The sequence below is a fragment of the Brevibacterium sp. FME17 genome, from assembly GCF_014897515.1.
Lineage (GTDB): Bacteria > Actinomycetota > Actinomycetes > Actinomycetales > Brevibacteriaceae > Brevibacterium.
In genome coordinates, this window is record NZ_JABUYD010000027.1 from 13,015 (window position 1) to 30,743 (window position 17,729).

The window sequence follows — 17,729 nt, forward strand, 5'->3', positions numbered from 1 at the left end:
CAACCAGGGGTTTGACGGGATGAGGACCCCGCCGCAGGACGTCGAGGCCGAGCAGAGCGTCCTCGGCGCGATGCTTCTGTCCAAGGATGCGATCGCCGACTGCGTCGAATCCATGACAGGCGATGACTTCTACAAGCCTGCTCACGAGACCATCTACGAAGCCGTCCTCGACCTCTATTCGCGTGGTGAACCCGCGGACTCCGTGACGGTGGCGAACTACCTCACGAAGACCGGCGACCTTTCCCGGGTCGGCGGCGCAGCGTACCTGCATACGCTCATCTCCTCCGTTCCGACTGCCGCCAACGCCGGCTACTATGCCGCGATCGTGCGCGAGCAGGCCGTCCTGCGCCGACTCGTCGAAGCCGGCACCCGCATCGTGCAGATGGGCTATGACGCGGAAGGCGACACCGATGAGGTCGTGAACTCGGCCCAGGCGGAGATCTACCAAGTCACTGAGCGTCACACCACCGAGGACTACGTGATCCTCTCCGACATTCTCAGCGATGTCGCTCAGGAGATCGAACGCAATGGCGACACCGATGGCCAGACCGCCGGCGTGCCGACCGGATTCACCGAATTCGATGCGCTCACCAACGGTTTCCACCCGGGCACGATGATCGTCATCGCCGCTCGTCCCGGCGTGGGCAAGTCCACACTGGCGTTGGACTTCATGCGCTCGGCGGCGATCCACCACGGCCAGGCCGCCGTCTTCTTCTCCTTGGAGATGGGCAAGAACGAACTCGTCATGCGACTTCTGTCTGCCGAGTCGGAGATTCCGTTGCAGAACCTTCGCCGCGGTGAGCTGAGCCCCCACGACTGGACCACCCTGGCCGCAACGGAATCGCGCATCAACGATGCACCACTGTTCGTCGACGATTCGCCGAACATGGCACTGACGGAGATCCGAGCGAAGTGCCGTCGCCTGAAACAGCAGCACGATCTCAAGATGGTCTGCGTCGACTACCTGCAGCTGATGAGCTCCGGCAAAAAGGTCGAATCACGTCAGCAGGAAGTCTCCGAGTTCTCCCGTTCACTCAAGCTCTTGGCCAAAGAACTCGAGATCCCGGTCATCGCACTCTCGCAGCTCAACCGTGGCAGCGAGCAGAGAACGGACAAGCGGCCGATGATCTCGGATCTGCGTGAGTCCGGTTCGATCGAGCAGGACGCCGATATGGTGCTGCTCATCCACCGTGACGACATGTACGACAAGGAGCACGAACGCGCCGGCGAGGCCGATATCATCGTCGCCAAACACCGTGCCGGTCCGACCGCTGACATCTCCGTGGCCTTCCAGGGCGCGAAGTCCAGGTTCGTCAACATGCCGCAGTAGACTCATCAGCAGAGAAGCGCCCTACTTTGCCCAAACTGCGCTGAAGGTTACCTTTGCGAAAATGGCCTGTTTCGCTTGACTCGACGCGAATTAAACGTGCCGGGTGATGGTCGACATGGGATTTCTGTTGCCGAGGTCACCCGCCGCTATGAGGTCTCACGGCAAACACTCTAAAGCGCACTCAAAGGAGCGGCGGGAGCCTACTCCCCATCGTGTAGCTAGGTTGCGATGCTTAGCATTCGTCGGCTGAATATTGTTTCAGCGCCTCTTCTTCGTCCATCTTCGTGAACTGCTGGTCGCCGATTGTGATCTGCTCACCTGAACTGCTTTCGACGATCGGTTCGGCTGGTTCAGGCGTCCAACTGTAGGCGCTCTGGTTTTCAGCATCCCACATGACCTGCGCACCGTCATCGGTAAGTTCACCCTTGAACTGGTGTTCTGAATCAAGTTCCGCTAACTCGTCGCCATCGGAGCAGGCGAAGTCCGTGAAGGTCACAGAGTCGCCGTCGATGTTCAATATGCCGTCTCCGTTGTAAAACTCGCCTGATACTCCGCCCCCGCAGGCGCTGGGTACCCAGATTGCGCCGAAGATTGTCGCTAACGACCCTGCTCGTTTACTAAAACCACTGATGGACACCAACGCGCTCCTCATTAATTCATCGACAGTCGACGTTCAGATTAACAGTCTGCACTTCCCTTGCACCGAGATCCGGTGCCGACAGGATGATGCTTCAAGGCAACCGAAATTCCCGGATCCCTAGCCGTGACTCGCCCCATGTCGCACTATTTTGCACACGGATCGTTCCGAATTGTGATTCGTGCAAAATACATTGGCGCGTCGTGGGCAAAATAGGACGCATCTCTACAACCACCAGCGGCTGCCGACTTGAGAGGGGCCGATGTGACGCGGAAATTGAGCTTTGCGATGAACGTGAGCCTGGATGGCTACGTAGCTGCGCCCGGTGACGATCTGGGCTGGAGCATGCCGAATGACGAGGTGTTCCGATGGTGGTCTGACCGTGTGGGGTCCACCGAGCTGGCTTTGTACGGTCGGCGGCTATGGGAGGCGATGAGCTCTCACTGGCCCACAGCCGGGCAACAGCCCGGGGTCACACCAGCTGAGGGTGAGTATGCACGCCGGTGGCTGGAGATGCCGAAGGTGGTGTTCTCCTCGACGATCAGTGCCGTCGACTGGAATGCTCGACTGGTCTCTGGCGATGCCGTTGCTGAGATCTCTCGGCTCAAGTCAGAAGACGGTGGCCCTATGGACATCGTCGGCGCCACGCTCGCGTCTTCGGCGATGAGGGCTGGACTGATCGACGAATACATTCTGCTCACCTACCCGGTCCTGGTGGGTGGGGGCACGCCCTTCTTCACGCCCTTGGACAATTGGGTGAATCTGAAACTGCTGGACACTCAGTCATTTCCCAACGGTGTTCTTCTGACCCGATATGAAGCGAGACGGTGAGCATTCTCGTCCCCATCGGTGCACGGTAGGCTCAGCTCGTATGCTGATCAGACGAGAACGTTCAGGCGACACCGAAGAGATCCGCGCAATCACAGCAGCCGTATTCCGCGGTGCAGACCACAGCGCTCCACCGGTGGAGCCAAGCGAAGACCCTGGAGAAGCGACCCTGATCTCATGGTTGCGGGACGATCCTGCATGGATTCCCGAGATCTCTCTTGTCGCCCTCGATGACGATGAGATCATCGGGCATGTCGTGGCGACACGGGCGCACGTGGGTTCGTTTCCGGCTCTCGGTATCGGGCCGGTCAGCGTCCTTCCAAGGCGGCAGGGAAACGGCGTCGGCTCGGCGCTGATGCACGCGGTGCTCGGTGCTGCTGATGCCAGAGGTGAGGCCGTCGTCGGTCTGCTCGGTGACCCTGCCTATTACTCGCGTTTCGGTTTCGTCCCGGCTTCGACGACCGCAGTGACTCCGCCTGACCCGGCCTGGGGCGACTACCTCCAGATTCGTACGCTCTCGGACTACGCTCATCAGGGTGGAGCCTTCCAGTACGCGGGTCCATTCGATCGATTATGACTGACGTCGGTATGCGCATTTGTGCACAGAAGTTGTGGTTCTGAGATCCGCTTCAGCACATCCTCTGCCTAATATTGCAGATATGGACATGAAGCCGAATGATCTTCTGGTGCTGCTCACGGTGTCCCGCTCGGCGAAGTTCACGACCGCGGCACAGACCTTGGGCCTTAACCACACAACCATTTCCCGCCGGATCGCCGCCCTCGAGAAATCCCTCGGCGGCCGCGTGCTCTCACGTGCCTCCGGTGGATGGGAACTGACCGAGCTCGGACATGAGGCCGTGCGGGTGGCCGAGCAGGTGGAGAACGCGGTGAGCAGCCTCGGCGGCTCAGGGCGCGGTCCCGACGCCATCACCGGGGTGGTCCGAATGACAGCTACGGATGGGTTCAGTGCCTATGTGGCGGCTTCGGCCGTGGCGAAACTCCGGCGTCGGCATCCGGACCTCAGCGTGGAGATCGTGACCGTGACGCGACAGGCACTGCAGCAGCGATCGGGCCTCGACATCGAAGTGGTCGTCGGCGAACCCCAGGTGCACCGCGCTGAAGCATTCAAACTCGGCGACTATGAACTGGGCATGTATGCCTCACGGGACTATCTGATCGAGAACGGAACTCCGGCCACCGAGGATGAGCTGACCGAACATCGCCTCGTGTACTTCGTGGATTCCATGCTCCAGGTCGATGATCTCGACGCGCCACGTCGCCTGGTCCCCACGATGAAAGACGGACTGTCTTCGACCAATGTGTTTGTCCATGTCGAAGCCACCCGTGCCAGCGCGGGCATCGGCTTCCTGCCCTGCTTCATGGCTGACCTGCATGATGACCTGGTCAGACTCTTCGCCGAGACTCTGTCCGAACGACTGCCCTATTGGATGGTGCTGCGTCCCGATTCGATGCGCCGACCGGCCGTTGCCGCGGTCGTCCAAGCCCTGCAGGATCAGGCGGTTGCTCATGAAAAGGCTCTCCTGGGACAGCGTGGTACTCAATCGACGACGCCCGCAGCCAAATCAGGCAGCGCCTGAGTGAAATCGACGATGCCTCAGCGATCCCTTACCGGCGGATGCTCGAAGATTATGACGAGAAACGCCTCCTCCATTCGGACATTGCCGGGGGACGATCTGACCTCGGAATGCACGTACGATCAGCGTGAAATCGGGTCAACCCCAGATGCTGTCGAGCTCGAACCTTCACAGGTCCATGGCAAAGACGACGTGGACCGGCGATGAGTGGCGCAGTGTTTGATCGAGTCTCATGCCGACCTTCCCAGCCACGCGCTGGGAAGCACTATTGTCCCTGTGGATAATCGAGACCAAAGGGGATGCCAGTGCATGCGAACTGGCGTATTCGCGGCAGGCAACGGCCGCCTCGGTAGCATAGCCGAGCTTCTGAGCTGAGGTCTTCACATGGTATCCGAGCTCCAGGACAGGCGTGTCATCGACCGTCTGCCAGGTCAGGCCGCAGTCGCCGAGGAATTCACCATCATGAGTCGTGATGACCCAGAGCCCATGGCCGTGGTCGGCGTAGCTGCGTAGATTCCAGTTGATCCAACCAGCGGCTTCAGGCCGGTCCTTGGGACGCGGGTAGTACTCCATGACCTGGGGATCGCCGAGGAGGTTTGCCAAATCGTCGAGATCATTCGGTGACATCTCACGGAATATCAAGCGGGGCGTGGCGTTCGGAAGCATGGGAGTCAGACTACGCTTCAAATTCACCACTAGGCTGGACTCAACCGACGAAGGGAACTCGATGAAACGCACTGCGCAGGTCAGCGACAGCATGATCGTCAATGTCGATGCGGACACTCTGTGGGAGCAGGTGGCCGATCCGACCCAGATGCCTCGGTGGAGTCCTGAGAACATCGGCGCTCACACTCCTGCGGAGTCCCGTCCTCTGCAGGTGGGCGAAGTCTTCGAGGGCAGCAATCATCGCAGCCGCGCACAATGGGTTACCGAGTGTGTCGTCACCGCATCTGAACCGGGTGAACGATTCGCGTTCCAGGTTCGAAAGATCGGTGCGAGCTCACCGAAGATCAGCGGAGGCATCGCCACCTGGGTCTACGAATTCGAAGACATCAACAATGGGCGCACGCGTGTCACCGAAACCTGGAACGATGACCGCACCGCCTGGCCCGACTGGGTAGCAGCAATCGTTGACCGAGTGCTCACCGGCGGCAGAAGCTTCGCCGACTTCCAGCGGCTGAACATCCACAGGACTCTGACCACGATGAAGGACGAGTTTGGACAGGCGTGAGGCAATCAAGGTCCTGCTCAAACCGTGAACGTGTTTTCGACCGAGAATGCACGAAAGTAGGACACACGAAAGGATGGCCAGTATGGAACTCAAGGATCTGGTCAAAGTACTCAACAACGGTGAAACCATCGTCAGCGGCTCGCCTCTGCACGAGGTCATGCACCGCAGCAGCCAAGAGGCGCTGCGGATAACTGCCGAGCTCAACGGTTCGTATCACGAGCCCGACGCGGTGAGGCAGTTGTTGGCCTCGCTGACGGGCAAGCCAGTGGACAAGACCGTCACGATGTTCCCGCCGTTCCACACCGACTTCGGGAAGAACACGACGCTGGGTCAGCGGGTCTTCATCAATTCCGGATGCAGCTTCCAGGACCAAGGCGGGATCAGGATCGGAGACGACAGCCTCATCGGCCACAATACGGTGCTGGCGACTCTCAATCACGACATCACCCCGGACCGTCGTGGCGACATGCACCCGGCGCCGATCATCATCGGACGCAACGTCTGGATCGGTTCGAACGTGACCATCCTGCCCGGCGTGACCATCGGCGATGATGCGGTGGTCGCAGCGGCCTCGGTCGTCACCAAGGACGTGCGTGCAGGAACCGTCGTGGTCGGGTCGCCGGCACGTGTGGTGCGGTCGGTCACCGACTGAGTCTGAAGAGTCGAGCCCGATCCGCTTCCAGGCAAGAATCGCCGCGGGATCAGCGGCGGCTCAGCTGCTCAATTGCGACAATGCCGCGAGGACCCGGGCCTTCGTGGCGATTTTGAGTGTCGGATCCATGACTGGGGCGAACTGCGATGAGTGGTTGGACGGGGCATCGGTGTTCACGGTTCCCGCCTCGGCCGCCTACTTGTACCTCTCCGCGTCGCTGGACCCGATCATCCGATGAGCATAGGGAATCTCGAAGGCATTCGGAATTGTGTTGAAGTCCTCCGAGGCGGTGGCTGGAGCCGCCGGCAGAACGACCCATTCATCGAAGCAGTCCTCGAGTGCGTACGGGAACAACCCCCGTCAGCTTTCATCGGCGGCTGGGGAGACGAAGAGTCCAAGGCCTCCGAGGTCGCCTCGCAGTTGCTGAGCATCGGTGAAGAGCAGGCCGATGAAGCCGAGCTCTTCGGCGGCATCGATGTTCGCCGGCAGGTCGTCGACGAAGACCGTCCGTTCGGGGACAAGGTCGAAACGTCGGCTCAGGACACGGAAGATCTCAGGGTCGGGCTTGATCAGCTCCTCCCGTCCTGAGACCACGATATCTTCGAGTTCATTGATCGCCGGCGCGACCTTCGGCGCATGGTGGAAGGTCTCTGCCGACCAGTTCGAGAGACCCAGCAGCCTGATGTCGGAGGCCTTGAGCTCGGCGACGATTTCGGCCATTCCTTCGATCGGACCGGTCAGGGACAGATCGAAACGGTCATAGTAGGCGGCGACGATTTCGCCGTGGCGGGGATCGGATTCGGCCGCCCGTGCGATCACCTCTGTGATCGGCACACCGCGATCAGCCAGCGTATTCAGCATGCCGAAGTTCGCCTCGGCGGCAAAATCATTCCACTCTTCGCGGGTCATCCGGTCGGCGAGAGGGCCAGTCTGATCCCAGCCGATGAGAACGTTGCCCAGATCGAAGACGACGGTGGTGGGGTGCAGGTCGGTCGGCTGAGTCATCGTGACATCACCTGTTCTGTGTGGGGATCTCAAGAATTCCTACGGTACAGACTTCAGGGCACGAAGTCGTCGTTGTCGAGCATGCACGCGCTCGCCGGCCCGGTCGATGAGCAGTCTCATGGCGACGATGAGCAGCTGCGGTCACGTAGGTGGTTCGGCGGCGTCTCGGTTGGTGAGCCGTGGGTCGCTGCGGTTTGAAGTACCGACGTACGGGGGCGGGGATCCAAAGGAGACCGATCATCAGAACGGGCAGAATATCGGTGGGAATCACGGCCCATAGGAACATCGCTCCCTGGGTGGCCGAGTAGAGGCTGAAATAGCTGGCGACAACCAGATATGCCGTCAATGTGATGCGGGCCCAGTCCATCCACTCGGGATCCAGGCCCGCTCCGGTGTCCTCCTCGATGGCTGCTTTGAGGCCGGCCTGATCGATCATCATGACGATGGGCAGTGCAATGAGCAGGATGATGCTGGCGAGGACTCCGACCACCAGCCAGCGAAGCGCCCGTGGTGCAGGTGGCGGCGGTGGGGCGCGCGCATTGTGGTCGCACGGCCGTGGTTGCATAAATCACAACGTATAGTGCACTGCGAACCGTCGACAATGGCTCGACGACCCTCAGCTCATTGCCCGTAAGACGCCCCACGCGCTGAAGACAGTGATGCCATTTCAGGACGCCGTCACGGTCGCCGAGGAGAAGGCCGTCACCCTTTTGGGCGACGACTTCGATTCCGCCGAACAGGAATGGCTCAACGAGTTGCTGGGTCGTCTGGAGTGGGGTGAAGCGCGCGTTCGCGTTGAGTGGTTGAGTATTGATCCGAAGGTGTATGGCGAGCTGGGATGGCAGGCGTGTGCAACGGCCTCGGCTTCGGGGCTGTTTGCGGGTGTGAGGGAAGGATCTGGGCAGGCCATCAGTGATCGGATTGCCGGGCGGTGCTCGGCGTTCCCTGATTTCAGGCGTCGACACGGCAAAGGGCCCGCGGACGCCGAAAAGCGTGTGATCGCATTCAGAGCAAGTGAAAACACAAACTCCAAACGCGAACACACGCTTTTGGTGTAGCTCAGTGCAACTGCGTTCCCGGCAGGTGCTCGCTATTGACGAATCAATCGCGATCCGGCCGGGACCGGAAAGTTACGGAAGTCTCAGAGGGGACGAACGCTTGTGGCCTGAAGGCCCTTGGAACCCATTTCCGAGTCGAATTCGACATTCTGGCCCTCGGCGAGCTCACGGTAGCCGGTCGATTCGATCGCGGAGAAGTGAGTGAAGACGTCTGCTGAACCATCGTCAGGCTGGATGAATCCGAAACCTTTTTCCGAGTTGAACCATTTCACGGTACCTGTAGCCATAATCTTTGTATCCTTATTTTAAACTGGTGATCGCCGAAACGATCTGGATGGTCGGACCCTTGAGTGGGCCCGGCTGTTCACACTCTCAGGGACCTGGGCTGACCGACGATGTCGATCAGTAGATCGTCTGAACGTGTGACTTCTCGCTGGATGGTCTGCGCATTGAACGCAGATCCAACGAAAATCTGTGGAGAAACCGGTGTTCCGGAATTCGTGCTGATGTGAAGATCCTTGTCTCAGGCGAAAACGGGGAAGCTCGGTTTCGGTAATGCACCGAAGGTGCGGGATGGAGGCCGAAGGACGGCCGGATTGAAAAGTCTGAAAAAATATAAGAGGCGCGGACGGTAGACACGCGCCAACTGGCAACTGCACGGTACCAAGCGAATCTACCTACGCTCGCGGCACCATGTGTTCCGCACTGTCTCGTACGGGAACAATTTAACTCTAACAGAATGTATCGACCAGCGGTGTCAGAAAGTTCGAAGAAAAGTTTTTTAGGATTGTATGCAATCTGACCCCGATCTCGAATTGAAGTTCATGCAGCATCCCGAAATCGGCCCACGGCGTCAGCGTCGTCTCGCCATGAAGTACCGTCGCCGCCGCACCATTGTCGCCATGGTCGCTGTTCTCGTCATCGCGGTCCCGGTCACGGTCGTGGCGGCCATGCACAGTCTGAAGTCGAACATCACCTCCTCGGCACTGCGTGCAGGTGATGGTGAGGTGCCCGAGAAGATCACGGACGAACTGAATGTCCTCATCCTCGGATCCGACACCCGTGAACTCGACGCTGAGGACTATGGCGCGGCAGATGGTGCGCGCAGCGACGCGATGATTCTGGCCCACATCTCCGACGACTCCTCTCGCATCGACGCCGTCCAGATTCCGCGCGACACGATGATGGACATGCCTGCCTGCGAAGACACCGGTTCTGGTGCCTCGGGGCCCCTGCGCGGAATGATCAACTCGGCACTCAATCAGGGCCCGGCCTGTTCGGTCTCCGCTGCCGAAGAACTCACGGGAGTTCGTGTCGACCACTTCGTCGAGGTCAATTTCGACGGCTTCGCAACGATCGTCGACGCATTGGACGGAATCACCGTCGACCTCGACGAACCCTTGTACGACGACAAAGCGAACCTTGACCTGCCTGCGGGTGAACAGACTCTTGACGGCGTCGATGCCCTGGCGCTGGCAAGAACACGCCATGCTGTCGGTGACGGCAGTGACATCTCGCGCATGGGCAACCAGCAGATGGTCATGGAATCCATCATCGACAGAGCGAAGAGCTCCCACACGCTGTCGAGGCCGAATCGGCTCTATGGTTTCCTTGACGCGGTAACCTCGTCTCTGCGCGTCGATGACGAGCTCGATTCGGTCTCAGCACTCGGGTCACTGGCTGCGACCGTGTCCTCCGTGCCCAAGGATTCGATCACGTTCGCGATCATGCCGTGGCAGCAGGCTCCGGACAATCAGAACCGGGTCGTCAAGTCTCCGGCGGCCGACGCCGTCTTCTCTGCTATCACTGCAGATCAGCCGATCGCCGGCCTAGTCGACCTCGCCGACTGATTCGAGCGGGTCGAGACCCGCACGAACTGTCCTGACTGCGACAGTGTCCAGACAGTATTCATAGTCGGCGTTTAGACTGCCCGGATGTCTACGATCGAAATCACCAAAGACAACTTCGAGTCAACCATCACCGACAGCTCGATCCTGCTTCTCGACTTCTGGGCCGACTGGTGCGGACCCTGCAAGCAGTTCGCCCCCGTCTACGAAGAGGCCTCCGAACAGTATTCGGACGTCGTCTTCGGCAAGGTCGACACCGAGGCACAGCAGGAACTCGCGGGTCTCTTCGCGATCTCCTCGATCCCGACCCTCGTCGCCTTCCGTGAGGGCATCGTCGTGTTCGCTCAGCCGGGTGCGCTCGCTGCGCCCCAGCTCGAACAGGTCATCAACGCTGTCAAGGAACTCGACATGAACGAGGTCCGCGAGGAGCTGGCCAAGCAGGAAGCCGAGGTCGACGCCGCCGAAGGATCGGATGGCGCCGTGGTGTCAGAGGCGACCGAGGTTTCCTCCGAATCCGGAACAGAGCAGTGACCGAACCCCAACAGGCCGCAAATGCGGGAGTCCCTGACTCCGTGGCGGCCTGGGAAGAGCGTTACTCCGGAAGCGATCCGATCTGGTCGGGCAAGCCGAACGAGGCGCTCGTCGCCACTGTCTCAAGCCTCACCCCCGGCCGGGTCCTCGACGTCGGCTGCGGTGAGGGCGCAGATGTCATCTGGCTGGCCGAGCACGGCTGGGAAGCTACCGGCATCGATCTGTCGCAGACCGCCGTCGACCGGGCCGCAGAAGCGGCCGCAGCGAAGGGTGTCACCGCATCCTTCGAGGTCGGAGACGTCTCCACCTGGGATCCCTCGGGTTCACAAGCAGAGGCAGAGCACCCTCGCCGAGGCGGCTATGACCTTGTCGTCGGCTGCTTCCTTCACACCCGGTTGCCCGACACCCGCGAAGAACTCGTCGGGAAGGTCGCCGAACATGTCGCGCCGGACGGCCGCCTGCTGCTCATCTCGCACGCCGAGATGCCGCCGTGGGCCGAGAATCAGGATGACGAACTGGGTCACGGCCTCGGTCACCATCATGAGCCGGTGACCCCGAACGGCGATTTCGCTCTCCTCGCCGCTGCACTCCCGTCCGCTGGGAGATAGATTTCGCTGAACTGCGCACCCGCGAGGTCGAAGGACCCGACGGTCAGCCGGCCGAACTCGACGACAGCGTGCTCCTGGCACACAGGATCACCCACTGAAGGACCACCTCGGCGGGTGAGATCACCGCACCTCACCTCGTGAAACGCTGCGGATGATCGTGACCGAATTGGTCGCCATCGGCCACCGAGAAGGGCTAGGATGTGATCCATGGCTCGGTTCAGTCCTCTCGAGTGGCCGGTGATCCGGCAGCTGCGTTCCTCCGATGCGTCGGGACGCGGCGAATCAGTGGTGTCCCAGAAGACGCGGGAGACCACCCCGCGCACCGCCACAGCGGACAAAGTGGTGCAGTCGGTCTGCCCATACTGCGCCGTCGGCTGCGGCCAGAAGGTCTTCGTCAAAGATGACAAGGTCATCCAGATCGAAGGCGACCCGGACTCACCCATCTCTCGTGGACGTCTCTGCCCCAAAGGTGCCGCCAGCGAACAGCTGGTCAACGCCAACGGGCGTATCACCGACGCCCTCTACCGAGCTCCCAAAGCCAAGGACTGGCAGAAGCTCGATCTGGGCACCGCGATCGACATGGTCGCCGACCGCTTCATCGAAGCCCGCCGCAACCATTGGGAGGACTTCGACGACAAGGGCCACCCCCTGCGTCGCACGATGGGGATCGCCAGCCTCGGCGGGGCGACCATCGACAACGAGGAGAACTACCTCGCGAAGAAGCTCTACACGGCGGCCGGCGCGATACAGATCGAGAACCAGGCGCGTATTTGACACTCCGCCACGGTTCCCAGTTTGGGAACCTCGTTTGGGCGAGGCGGCGCCACACAACCCGTCCAGGATATGGCGAATGCGGACTGCATCATCATCCAGGGATCCAATATGGCCGAGTGCCACCCCGTGGGCTTCCAATGGGTGACCGAGGCCAAGGCTCGAGGTGCCCGCGTCATCCACGTCGATCCTCGTTTCACCCGCACCACGGCGATCGCCGATAAACACGTCCCGATCCGGGCGGGCTCCGACATCGTCTTGCTCGGTGCGCTCATCAACCGTGTCCTCAGCGACGGTCTGCACTTCGACGAGTACGTCCGTGCGTATACCAACGCCACGAATCTCATCAGTGAGAACTATCAGGACACGGAGGATCTCGACGGCCTGTTCTCCGGCTTCGACCCGGAGACGAACTCCTACGACAACTCGACCTGGTCGTACCAGACCGATGAGTCGGGGGCGCCCATCACCGATGAGACCCTGAGCGACCCGCGCACGGTGTTCCAGATTCTCAAGCGGCACTACTCCCGGTACACGCCGGAGATGGTAGCCGAGAACTGCGGCATCAAACCCGCCGACTTCGAATACCTGGTCGAGTCGGTGACCCAGAATTCCGGGCGCGAACGCACCACCTGCTTCGCCTACGCCGTGGGCTGGACCCAGCACTCCCTGGGTGCGCAGTTCATCCGCACCGCCTCGATCCTCCAGCTTCTGCTGGGCAACATGGGTCGTCCCGGCGGCGGCATCATGGCACTGCGCGGACACGCCACGATCCAGGGCTCGACCGACATCCCGACGCTGTTCAACCTGCTGCCCGGCTACCTGCCGATGCCCAGCGCCGGAGTTCACGAGACCTTCGAGGACTACGTCGCCGCCGTCGGTACCCCGGAGACCCACAAAGGTTATTGGGCGAACGGGCGCAGCTACGCCACCAACCTGCTCAAGGCCTGGTGGGGCGATGCGGCAACGAAGGAGAACAACTTCGCCTACGATTATCTGCCGAAGATCAACGGTGCCCACGGCACCTATCAGACGCAGGTCCGCATGCTCAACGACGGTGTCGACGGGTACTTCCTGCTCGGTCAGAACCCGGCAGTCGGCTCGGCCAACGGCCGAATGCAGCGCATGGCGATGAGCCACCTCAAGTGGATGGTCGTCCGCGACTTCCGGCTCATCGAATCCGCCACCTGGTGGAAGGACGGTCCCGAGATCGCCAGTGGTGAGCTCAAGACCGAAGACATCGAGACCGAGATGTTCTTCATGCCCGCCGCCAACCACACGGAGAAGGCCGGCACCTTCACGCAGACGCAGCGCCTCGTGCAGTGGCGGCACAAGGCCGTCAACCCGCCCAGCGACGCACAGAGCGAACTCGACTTCTTCTTCGAACTCGGTAAGCGAGTGCGCGAGAAGCTGAAGGACTCCGAGGATCCTCGCGATCGTCCGCTCCTAGACATGACCTGGGACTACCCGGTCGACGAGGAGGGTGAGGTCGACGCCGAATCCGTGCTGGCCGAGATCAACGGATACCACATCGGCGGCGACAAGGACGGGCAGCCGCTCGACAACTTCAACCAGATGACCGACGACGGCACCACCGCCGGCGGCTGCTGGATCTACGCGGGAATCTACGCAGGCGGGCAGAACATGGCCGCCCGTCGCAAGCCCCGAGCCGAACAGGACGAGACCGCTGCCGAATGGGCGTGGGCCTGGCCGGCGAACCGTCGGATCCTCTACAACCGCGCCTCGGCGGCACCCGACGGCACACCCTGGTCGGAGCGCAAGAAATTCGTCTGGTGGGATGAGGAATCCGGGAAATGGACGGGTAAGGACGTACCCGACTTCCCGGTCGACCGGTCTCCTTCGGCCCGCTCGGATCAGGCCCACGGTGGTCCGGCCAACCTCGACGGCGACGACCCGTTCATCATGCAGGCCGACGGCAAGGGCTGGCTGTTCGCCCCCAGCGGCATGGTCGATGGCCCCATGCCCACGCATTACGAGCCGCAGGAATCGACGGTATCCAACCCGCTCTACGACCAGCAGTCGAGCCCGACACGACTGGTGATGCGCAGGGAGGACAACCTCTCAGCCCCGGCCGCAGGCAATCCCGGTTCCGAGGTCTACCCCTACGTGTTCACGACCTACCGGCTGACCGAGCATCACACTGCCGGAGGAATGTCGCGGTGGCTGCCCTACCTCTCGGAGCTGCAGCCGGAGATGTTCTGCGAGATCTCACCGGAACTCGCCGCCGAGGTGGGACTTGAGCCCTACGGGTGGGCGACGCTGGTCTCCCCACGTGCGGCCATCGAGGCCCGCGTGCTCGTGACCCGGAGGATGACGCCGTTGACGATCGGCGGGAAGACCCTCCACCAGATCGGCCTGCCCTACCACTGGGGTGTCGGCGGAGACGCCACAGTCGAAGGTGACTCCGCGAATGATCTGCTGGGCGTGACGATGGACCCCAATGTGTTCATCCAGAACAGCAAGTATGTGGCCGGCACGATCATGCCGGGACGCCGCCCACGAGGTCCGGAGCTCGTCGACTTCGTCGAGAAGTATCAGCGTGAGGCCGGTCTGAGCCCCGAATCGGGCAATCAGCTGGTCACGGTCTCCGATGATGTCGTCGCCGAGTCCCTGGCCGCGGACTCTGCGGCCAGCAAGGGCGGGCATCCGCATCGCGGCGGAGACTCCGCCGTCGGTGTCACTCCCGGGCGCACCCTCGGAGACGAAGCTGTCGACAGTGCCGGCGACCGCACGGGCCGGGCCGATCTCCGACCCACCGACAGCGTGGACCAGAACCCGACCGAGACCGTAGACGCGAACCGCGCCGACGACGGGGACCCGACCGATGGGGACCCCGACCGCGGCTACATCGGCAAGGATGTCGACAAGGTTCAGCAGGGCAACCTCGGCGAGGGTGCCCAGACGGATACGGTGGACAACACAGGAAACGAGGAGGAGGGCTGATGTCGACATCGACCGTCGAGAACGACGCCGTTGCGGACGGGCACTGGCATGGTTCCGCGCACGAGCGCAAAGGGTTCTTCACCGATACGTCGATCTGCATCGGCTGCAAGGCCTGTGAGGTCGCCTGCAAGGAGTGGAACAACAATCCGCAGGACGGGACCTACGAACTCCTCGAGTCCTCCTACGACAACACGGGCAGCCTCGGGGCGAATACCTGGCGTCACGTCGCCTTCATCGAACAGGACTCCGAGAGGATCGAAGCCGCCCGCGAATCGGGGCGGAAACTCGTCAACCTCGGCATGCCGACGATCCGTCCGCGCACGGACGAGTCTGCGGGTGCACAGCCTCTCGGCGGTGCCCTCGGCGCGGCGGCAGATGGGTCTGCCGGAAGCGGCGGACTGCCCTCGACCCCACCGATGGGCATCGACCTGTTGGCACCCGGCGCCTTGGATCCGAGCGATCCCGAGGACATCGCCAATCTCGACACGACGCCCCCGGACACGGCGGACTTCCGCTGGCTGATGTCCTCGGACGTGTGCAAGCACTGCACCCACGCCGGCTGCCTCGACGTGTGCCCCACGGGAGCTCTCTTCCGCACGGAATTCGACACCGTCGTCGTGCAGAACGATGTCTGCAACGGCTGCGGGACCTGCGTGGCCGGCTGTCCCTTCGGCGTCATCGAGCGCCGCGATGACGGCACGATCAACACACCGACCGACCGTGATCGCAGCGCCTCGGACATGGATGTGCCGGACAAGAACACGGCCAATAAGTGCACGCTCTGCTACGACCGCCTCCTCGATGGGCAGGAACCGGCGTGCGCGCAGACCTGCCCCACGGAGTCGATCAAGTTCGGCGACCACGACGACATGGTCGACAAGGCTCACGCCCGCGTGGCCGACCTCCATGCGAAGGGTCTGACCGAGGCTCGCCTGTACGGCGCGAACCCGAACGACGGCGTCGGCGGAACCGGATCGGTCTTCCTCATCCTCGACGAGCCCGAGGTCTACGGGCTGCCGCCGGATCCGCGTGTGCCGACGAAGGACCTGCCGAAGATGTACGCCAAGGCCGGCATCGCGGCGCTCGGCATGGTGGCCGCCGCCGGACTTGCCTTCCTCGGGAGCCGGCGTTGAGCACATCCGAATACGATTCCTACCGCCCACCTGAGCTCGATCGCGGACGGAAGAAGCGTCGCCGAGGTGGTCGCCCCGGTGGTGGCCGTAGCGGACCGGGTGCCGGAGGGCGTGGCGGTCAGGGTTGGAAGAACCGTGGGGCCGACGGCAATCGTGAGATGCCGATGGTCGAGGACGTCGAATTCTCCTCCTATTACGGCAGGCCGATCGTCAAGGCTCCGCCATGGGGCGATGAGATCGCGATCTACCTGTTCCTGGGCGGTCTGGCCGGAGGCTCTTCGCTGCTTGGGTTGGGGGCGCAATTCAGTGATCGTCCGCAGCTGCGGATTGCGACCAGACTGACTGCGATCACAGCGACGGCTGTCGGGGGAGCGGCACTCGTGGCCGACCTCGGCCGGCCCGAACGCTTCCTCAACATGATGCGCGTATTCAAGGTCAGCTCTCCCATGAGTATGGGCACCTGGATCCTGTCCGGTTTCGGCGTTGGTTCCGGTGTCCTCACCGCGATCGAGGTCGATCGACTGACCGGTGAGCGTCTGCCTCTCGGTCCGCTGCGTCGAATTCTGCACGCCTTCGAGACTCCTGCCGCGCTCGAATCGGCGCTCTTTGCGGCACCATTGGCGGCCTACACCGGGGCTCTCCTGGGCGATACGGCGGTTCCCACCTGGAACGCTGCTGGTCGCAGCGGACTCTCGTTCGTCTTCGTATCTTCGGCCGCAGTGGCCGCCGGAGGTGCGGCAATGGCCTTGGCTCCCGTGCGGGAGACCGGGCCAGCGCGTCTGCTCGCGCTCGGCGGTGCTGCCGGTGAGGCTTTCGCGATGAATCGGATGAAGCAGGGCATGCACCCCGCCGAGGTGGACCCGCTCGAAGAGGGCGAACCCGGCCACAAGCTCCACCGGGCAGAGAAGCTGCTCATCGCCGGTGCGATCGGCACTGCCGCCGTCGAGGTGGGGGCTAGGGTGTTCGCGAAGAAGCTGGGCCAGCACTCTGGAGCGGGGTCCGGTCTGGTTGGAGCTGGCAAGCGCAGCTGGAAGACTCGTGCTGCCCTGCGGACGCTGTCGGTCGTCTCCGGTACGGCACTCGCAGCCGCCTCGGCGTACACGCGTTTCGGGGTGCTTGAGGCCGGCATCGAATCGACGAAGGATCCGCGCCACGTGGTGGAACCGCAGCGCGCTCGCCTAGAAGAACGCCGTGCCCGAGGCATCGTCGACGATTCGATCACGACCGGGTCCTAGTTCGCACAATTGCCAAGATGGCATGCGAAAAACTTCCCGAGTAGTAACGTGGGCCCCATGAAGGACGCAATCAAGGAGCTGCTCGCCGACCGTCGCAGCCTCAAAGAAGCCGCAGTCGTGACTGTGCTCGTCCCTCTCGTCCGGTACATCATGCACCTGATCGGCTGGGGCCACGGCTCATTCGGCTGGTGGGAAGTTATCCTCGGCGCGCTGTTGACCGGAGGCTTCTATTGGGTCGTTACCAGCGGATTCCGTCGCTTCCGCGATGAGGACGTCACGCCCTCCTGAACTGAAGAGGGGGAGC

19 protein-coding genes and 1 pseudogene are annotated in these 17,729 nt (G+C 62.1%); 15 read left to right on the forward strand and 5 right to left on the reverse strand.

Annotated elements, in window-relative coordinates; genetic code table 11:
• Positions 1-19: 19 nt before the first annotated feature.
• Positions 20-1,330, forward strand: a complete 1,311-nt coding sequence (gene dnaB, locus INT40_RS17945) for a replicative DNA helicase (protein ID WP_050773361.1) — start codon at positions 20-22, stop codon at positions 1,328-1,330.
• Positions 1,331-1,562: 232 nt separating this feature from the next.
• On the opposite strand, the gene INT40_RS17950 is transcribed toward dnaB, so the two are convergent.
• Complete coding sequence (locus INT40_RS17950; RefSeq protein WP_193096653.1) at positions 1,563-1,967, reverse strand: hypothetical protein; 405 nt, start codon at positions 1,965-1,967, stop codon at positions 1,563-1,565.
• A gap of 264 nt (positions 1,968-2,231) precedes the next feature.
• Here INT40_RS17950 and INT40_RS17955 point away from each other — a divergent pair, with 264 nt between their 5' ends.
• From INT40_RS17955 to INT40_RS17965, 3 genes are all read left to right on the forward strand, one after another.
• Positions 2,232-2,798 carry a dihydrofolate reductase family protein gene (locus INT40_RS17955; protein ID WP_319020847.1) on the forward strand — a complete coding sequence of 189 codons (567 nt, stop codon included), beginning with the start codon at positions 2,232-2,234 and terminating at the stop codon, positions 2,796-2,798.
• 40 nt (positions 2,799-2,838) lie between these two features.
• Complete coding sequence (locus INT40_RS17960; protein WP_193071052.1) at positions 2,839-3,372, forward strand: GNAT family N-acetyltransferase; 534 nt, start codon at positions 2,839-2,841, stop codon at positions 3,370-3,372.
• Between the two features lie 82 nt (positions 3,373-3,454).
• A complete protein-coding gene (locus INT40_RS17965; RefSeq protein WP_193071053.1) occupies positions 3,455-4,393 on the forward strand; it encodes a LysR family transcriptional regulator in 939 nt (312 codons plus the stop codon).
• A 165-nt stretch (positions 4,394-4,558) separates the two neighbouring features.
• On the opposite strand, the gene INT40_RS17970 is transcribed toward INT40_RS17965, so the two are convergent.
• Positions 4,559-5,056 (reverse strand): GNAT family N-acetyltransferase, encoded by a 498-nt coding sequence (locus INT40_RS17970; RefSeq protein WP_193071054.1) that lies wholly within the window; start codon positions 5,054-5,056, stop codon positions 4,559-4,561.
• A gap of 61 nt (positions 5,057-5,117) precedes the next feature.
• Here INT40_RS17970 and INT40_RS17975 point away from each other — a divergent pair, with 61 nt between their 5' ends.
• From INT40_RS17975 to INT40_RS21060, 3 genes are all read left to right on the forward strand, one after another.
• On the forward strand, positions 5,118-5,621 hold the full coding sequence (locus tag INT40_RS17975) for an SRPBCC family protein (protein WP_193096654.1): 504 nt from the start codon (positions 5,118-5,120) through the stop codon (positions 5,619-5,621).
• 82 nt (positions 5,622-5,703) lie between these two features.
• Entirely contained in the window at positions 5,704-6,273 is a 570-nt protein-coding gene (locus INT40_RS17980) for a DapH/DapD/GlmU-related protein (RefSeq protein ID WP_193071057.1), read from the forward strand.
• Between the two features lie 103 nt (positions 6,274-6,376).
• Positions 6,377-6,511 carry a hypothetical protein gene (locus tag INT40_RS21060; protein WP_264298432.1) on the forward strand — a complete coding sequence of 45 codons (135 nt, stop codon included), beginning with the start codon at positions 6,377-6,379 and terminating at the stop codon, positions 6,509-6,511.
• Positions 6,512-6,633: 122 nt separating this feature from the next.
• Here the strand turns inward: INT40_RS21060 and INT40_RS17985 are convergent, their stop codons facing one another.
• Positions 6,634-7,278: an HAD-IA family hydrolase gene (locus tag INT40_RS17985; protein WP_101572231.1), complete on the reverse strand. Its 645-nt coding sequence runs from the start codon at positions 7,276-7,278 to the stop codon at positions 6,634-6,636.
• A 7-nt stretch (positions 7,279-7,285) separates the two neighbouring features.
• The gene (locus tag INT40_RS17990) at positions 7,286-7,843 is read right to left on the reverse strand and encodes a hypothetical protein (protein WP_193071058.1); all 558 of its coding nucleotides are present in this window, start codon (positions 7,841-7,843) and stop codon (positions 7,286-7,288) included.
• 94 nt (positions 7,844-7,937) lie between these two features.
• Here INT40_RS17990 and INT40_RS17995 point away from each other — a divergent pair, with 94 nt between their 5' ends.
• A complete protein-coding gene (locus INT40_RS17995; RefSeq protein WP_193096655.1) occupies positions 7,938-8,336 on the forward strand; it encodes a hypothetical protein in 399 nt (132 codons plus the stop codon).
• 83 nt (positions 8,337-8,419) lie between these two features.
• On the opposite strand, the gene INT40_RS18000 is transcribed toward INT40_RS17995, so the two are convergent.
• Entirely contained in the window at positions 8,420-8,623 is a 204-nt protein-coding gene (locus INT40_RS18000; protein WP_009882802.1) for a cold-shock protein, read from the reverse strand.
• Between the two features lie 537 nt (positions 8,624-9,160).
• On the opposite strand from INT40_RS18000, the gene INT40_RS18005 reads away from it, so the two are divergent.
• The 7 genes and pseudogenes from INT40_RS18005 to INT40_RS18040 all read left to right on the forward strand — a co-directional run bounded on the left by INT40_RS18005 (position 9,161) and on the right by INT40_RS18040 (position 17,713).
• Positions 9,161-10,186 (forward strand): LCP family protein, encoded by a 1,026-nt coding sequence (locus tag INT40_RS18005; protein WP_193096656.1) that lies wholly within the window; start codon positions 9,161-9,163, stop codon positions 10,184-10,186.
• Between the two features lie 84 nt (positions 10,187-10,270).
• Entirely contained in the window at positions 10,271-10,714 is a 444-nt protein-coding gene (trxA, locus tag INT40_RS18010) for a thioredoxin (protein ID WP_101572226.1), read from the forward strand.
• A complete protein-coding gene (locus INT40_RS18015; RefSeq protein ID WP_319022020.1) occupies positions 10,711-11,322 on the forward strand; it encodes a class I SAM-dependent methyltransferase in 612 nt (203 codons plus the stop codon). Before trxA ends, INT40_RS18015 begins: the two co-directional genes overlap by 4 nt.
• Positions 11,323-11,529: 207 nt before the next feature.
• Positions 11,530-14,697 (forward strand): annotated as a pseudogene (gene fdnG, locus INT40_RS18025) (formate dehydrogenase-N subunit alpha); the annotation flags it as partial.
• A 359-nt stretch (positions 14,698-15,056) separates the two neighbouring features.
• Positions 15,057-16,190 carry a 4Fe-4S dicluster domain-containing protein gene (locus INT40_RS18030; RefSeq protein WP_193096659.1) on the forward strand — a complete coding sequence of 378 codons (1,134 nt, stop codon included), beginning with the start codon at positions 15,057-15,059 and terminating at the stop codon, positions 16,188-16,190.
• Positions 16,187-17,425: an NrfD/PsrC family molybdoenzyme membrane anchor subunit gene (nrfD, locus tag INT40_RS18035; RefSeq protein ID WP_101572218.1), complete on the forward strand. Its 1,239-nt coding sequence runs from the start codon at positions 16,187-16,189 to the stop codon at positions 17,423-17,425. The genes INT40_RS18030 and nrfD overlap by 4 nt, the downstream gene beginning before the upstream one ends.
• A gap of 57 nt (positions 17,426-17,482) precedes the next feature.
• Entirely contained in the window at positions 17,483-17,713 is a 231-nt protein-coding gene (locus INT40_RS18040; RefSeq protein ID WP_193071063.1) for a hypothetical protein, read from the forward strand.
• The last annotated feature ends 16 nt before the right edge of the window (positions 17,714-17,729 follow it).

Bases quoted from the DNA above. Each gene is read 5' to 3' on its own strand.
- INT40_RS17980 (WP_193071057.1), top strand. From the start codon at position 5,704: ATGGAACTCAAGGATCTGGTCAAAGTACTCAACAACGGTGAAACCATC.
- INT40_RS17970 (WP_193071054.1), bottom strand. From the start codon at position 5,056: ATGCTTCCGAACGCCACGCCCCGCTTGATATTCCGTGAGATGTCACCG.
- INT40_RS17995 (WP_193096655.1), top strand. From the start codon at position 7,938: ATGCCATTTCAGGACGCCGTCACGGTCGCCGAGGAGAAGGCCGTCACC.
- dnaB (WP_050773361.1), top strand. From the start codon at position 20: ATGAGGACCCCGCCGCAGGACGTCGAGGCCGAGCAGAGCGTCCTCGGC.
- INT40_RS17990 (WP_193071058.1), bottom strand. From the start codon at position 7,843: ATGCAACCACGGCCGTGCGACCACAATGCGCGCGCCCCACCGCCGCCA.
- INT40_RS17985 (WP_101572231.1), bottom strand. From the start codon at position 7,278: ATGACTCAGCCGACCGACCTGCACCCCACCACCGTCGTCTTCGATCTG.
- INT40_RS18030 (WP_193096659.1), top strand. From the start codon at position 15,057: ATGTCGACATCGACCGTCGAGAACGACGCCGTTGCGGACGGGCACTGG.
- INT40_RS17960 (WP_193071052.1), top strand. From the start codon at position 2,839: ATGCTGATCAGACGAGAACGTTCAGGCGACACCGAAGAGATCCGCGCA.
- trxA (WP_101572226.1), top strand. From the start codon at position 10,271: ATGTCTACGATCGAAATCACCAAAGACAACTTCGAGTCAACCATCACC.
- INT40_RS18040 (WP_193071063.1), top strand. From the start codon at position 17,483: ATGAAGGACGCAATCAAGGAGCTGCTCGCCGACCGTCGCAGCCTCAAA.
- INT40_RS17975 (WP_193096654.1), top strand. From the start codon at position 5,118: ATGAAACGCACTGCGCAGGTCAGCGACAGCATGATCGTCAATGTCGAT.
- INT40_RS18000 (WP_009882802.1), bottom strand. From the start codon at position 8,623: ATGGCTACAGGTACCGTGAAATGGTTCAACTCGGAAAAAGGTTTCGGA.
- INT40_RS17965 (WP_193071053.1), top strand. From the start codon at position 3,455: ATGGACATGAAGCCGAATGATCTTCTGGTGCTGCTCACGGTGTCCCGC.
- INT40_RS18005 (WP_193096656.1), top strand. From the start codon at position 9,161: ATGCAGCATCCCGAAATCGGCCCACGGCGTCAGCGTCGTCTCGCCATG.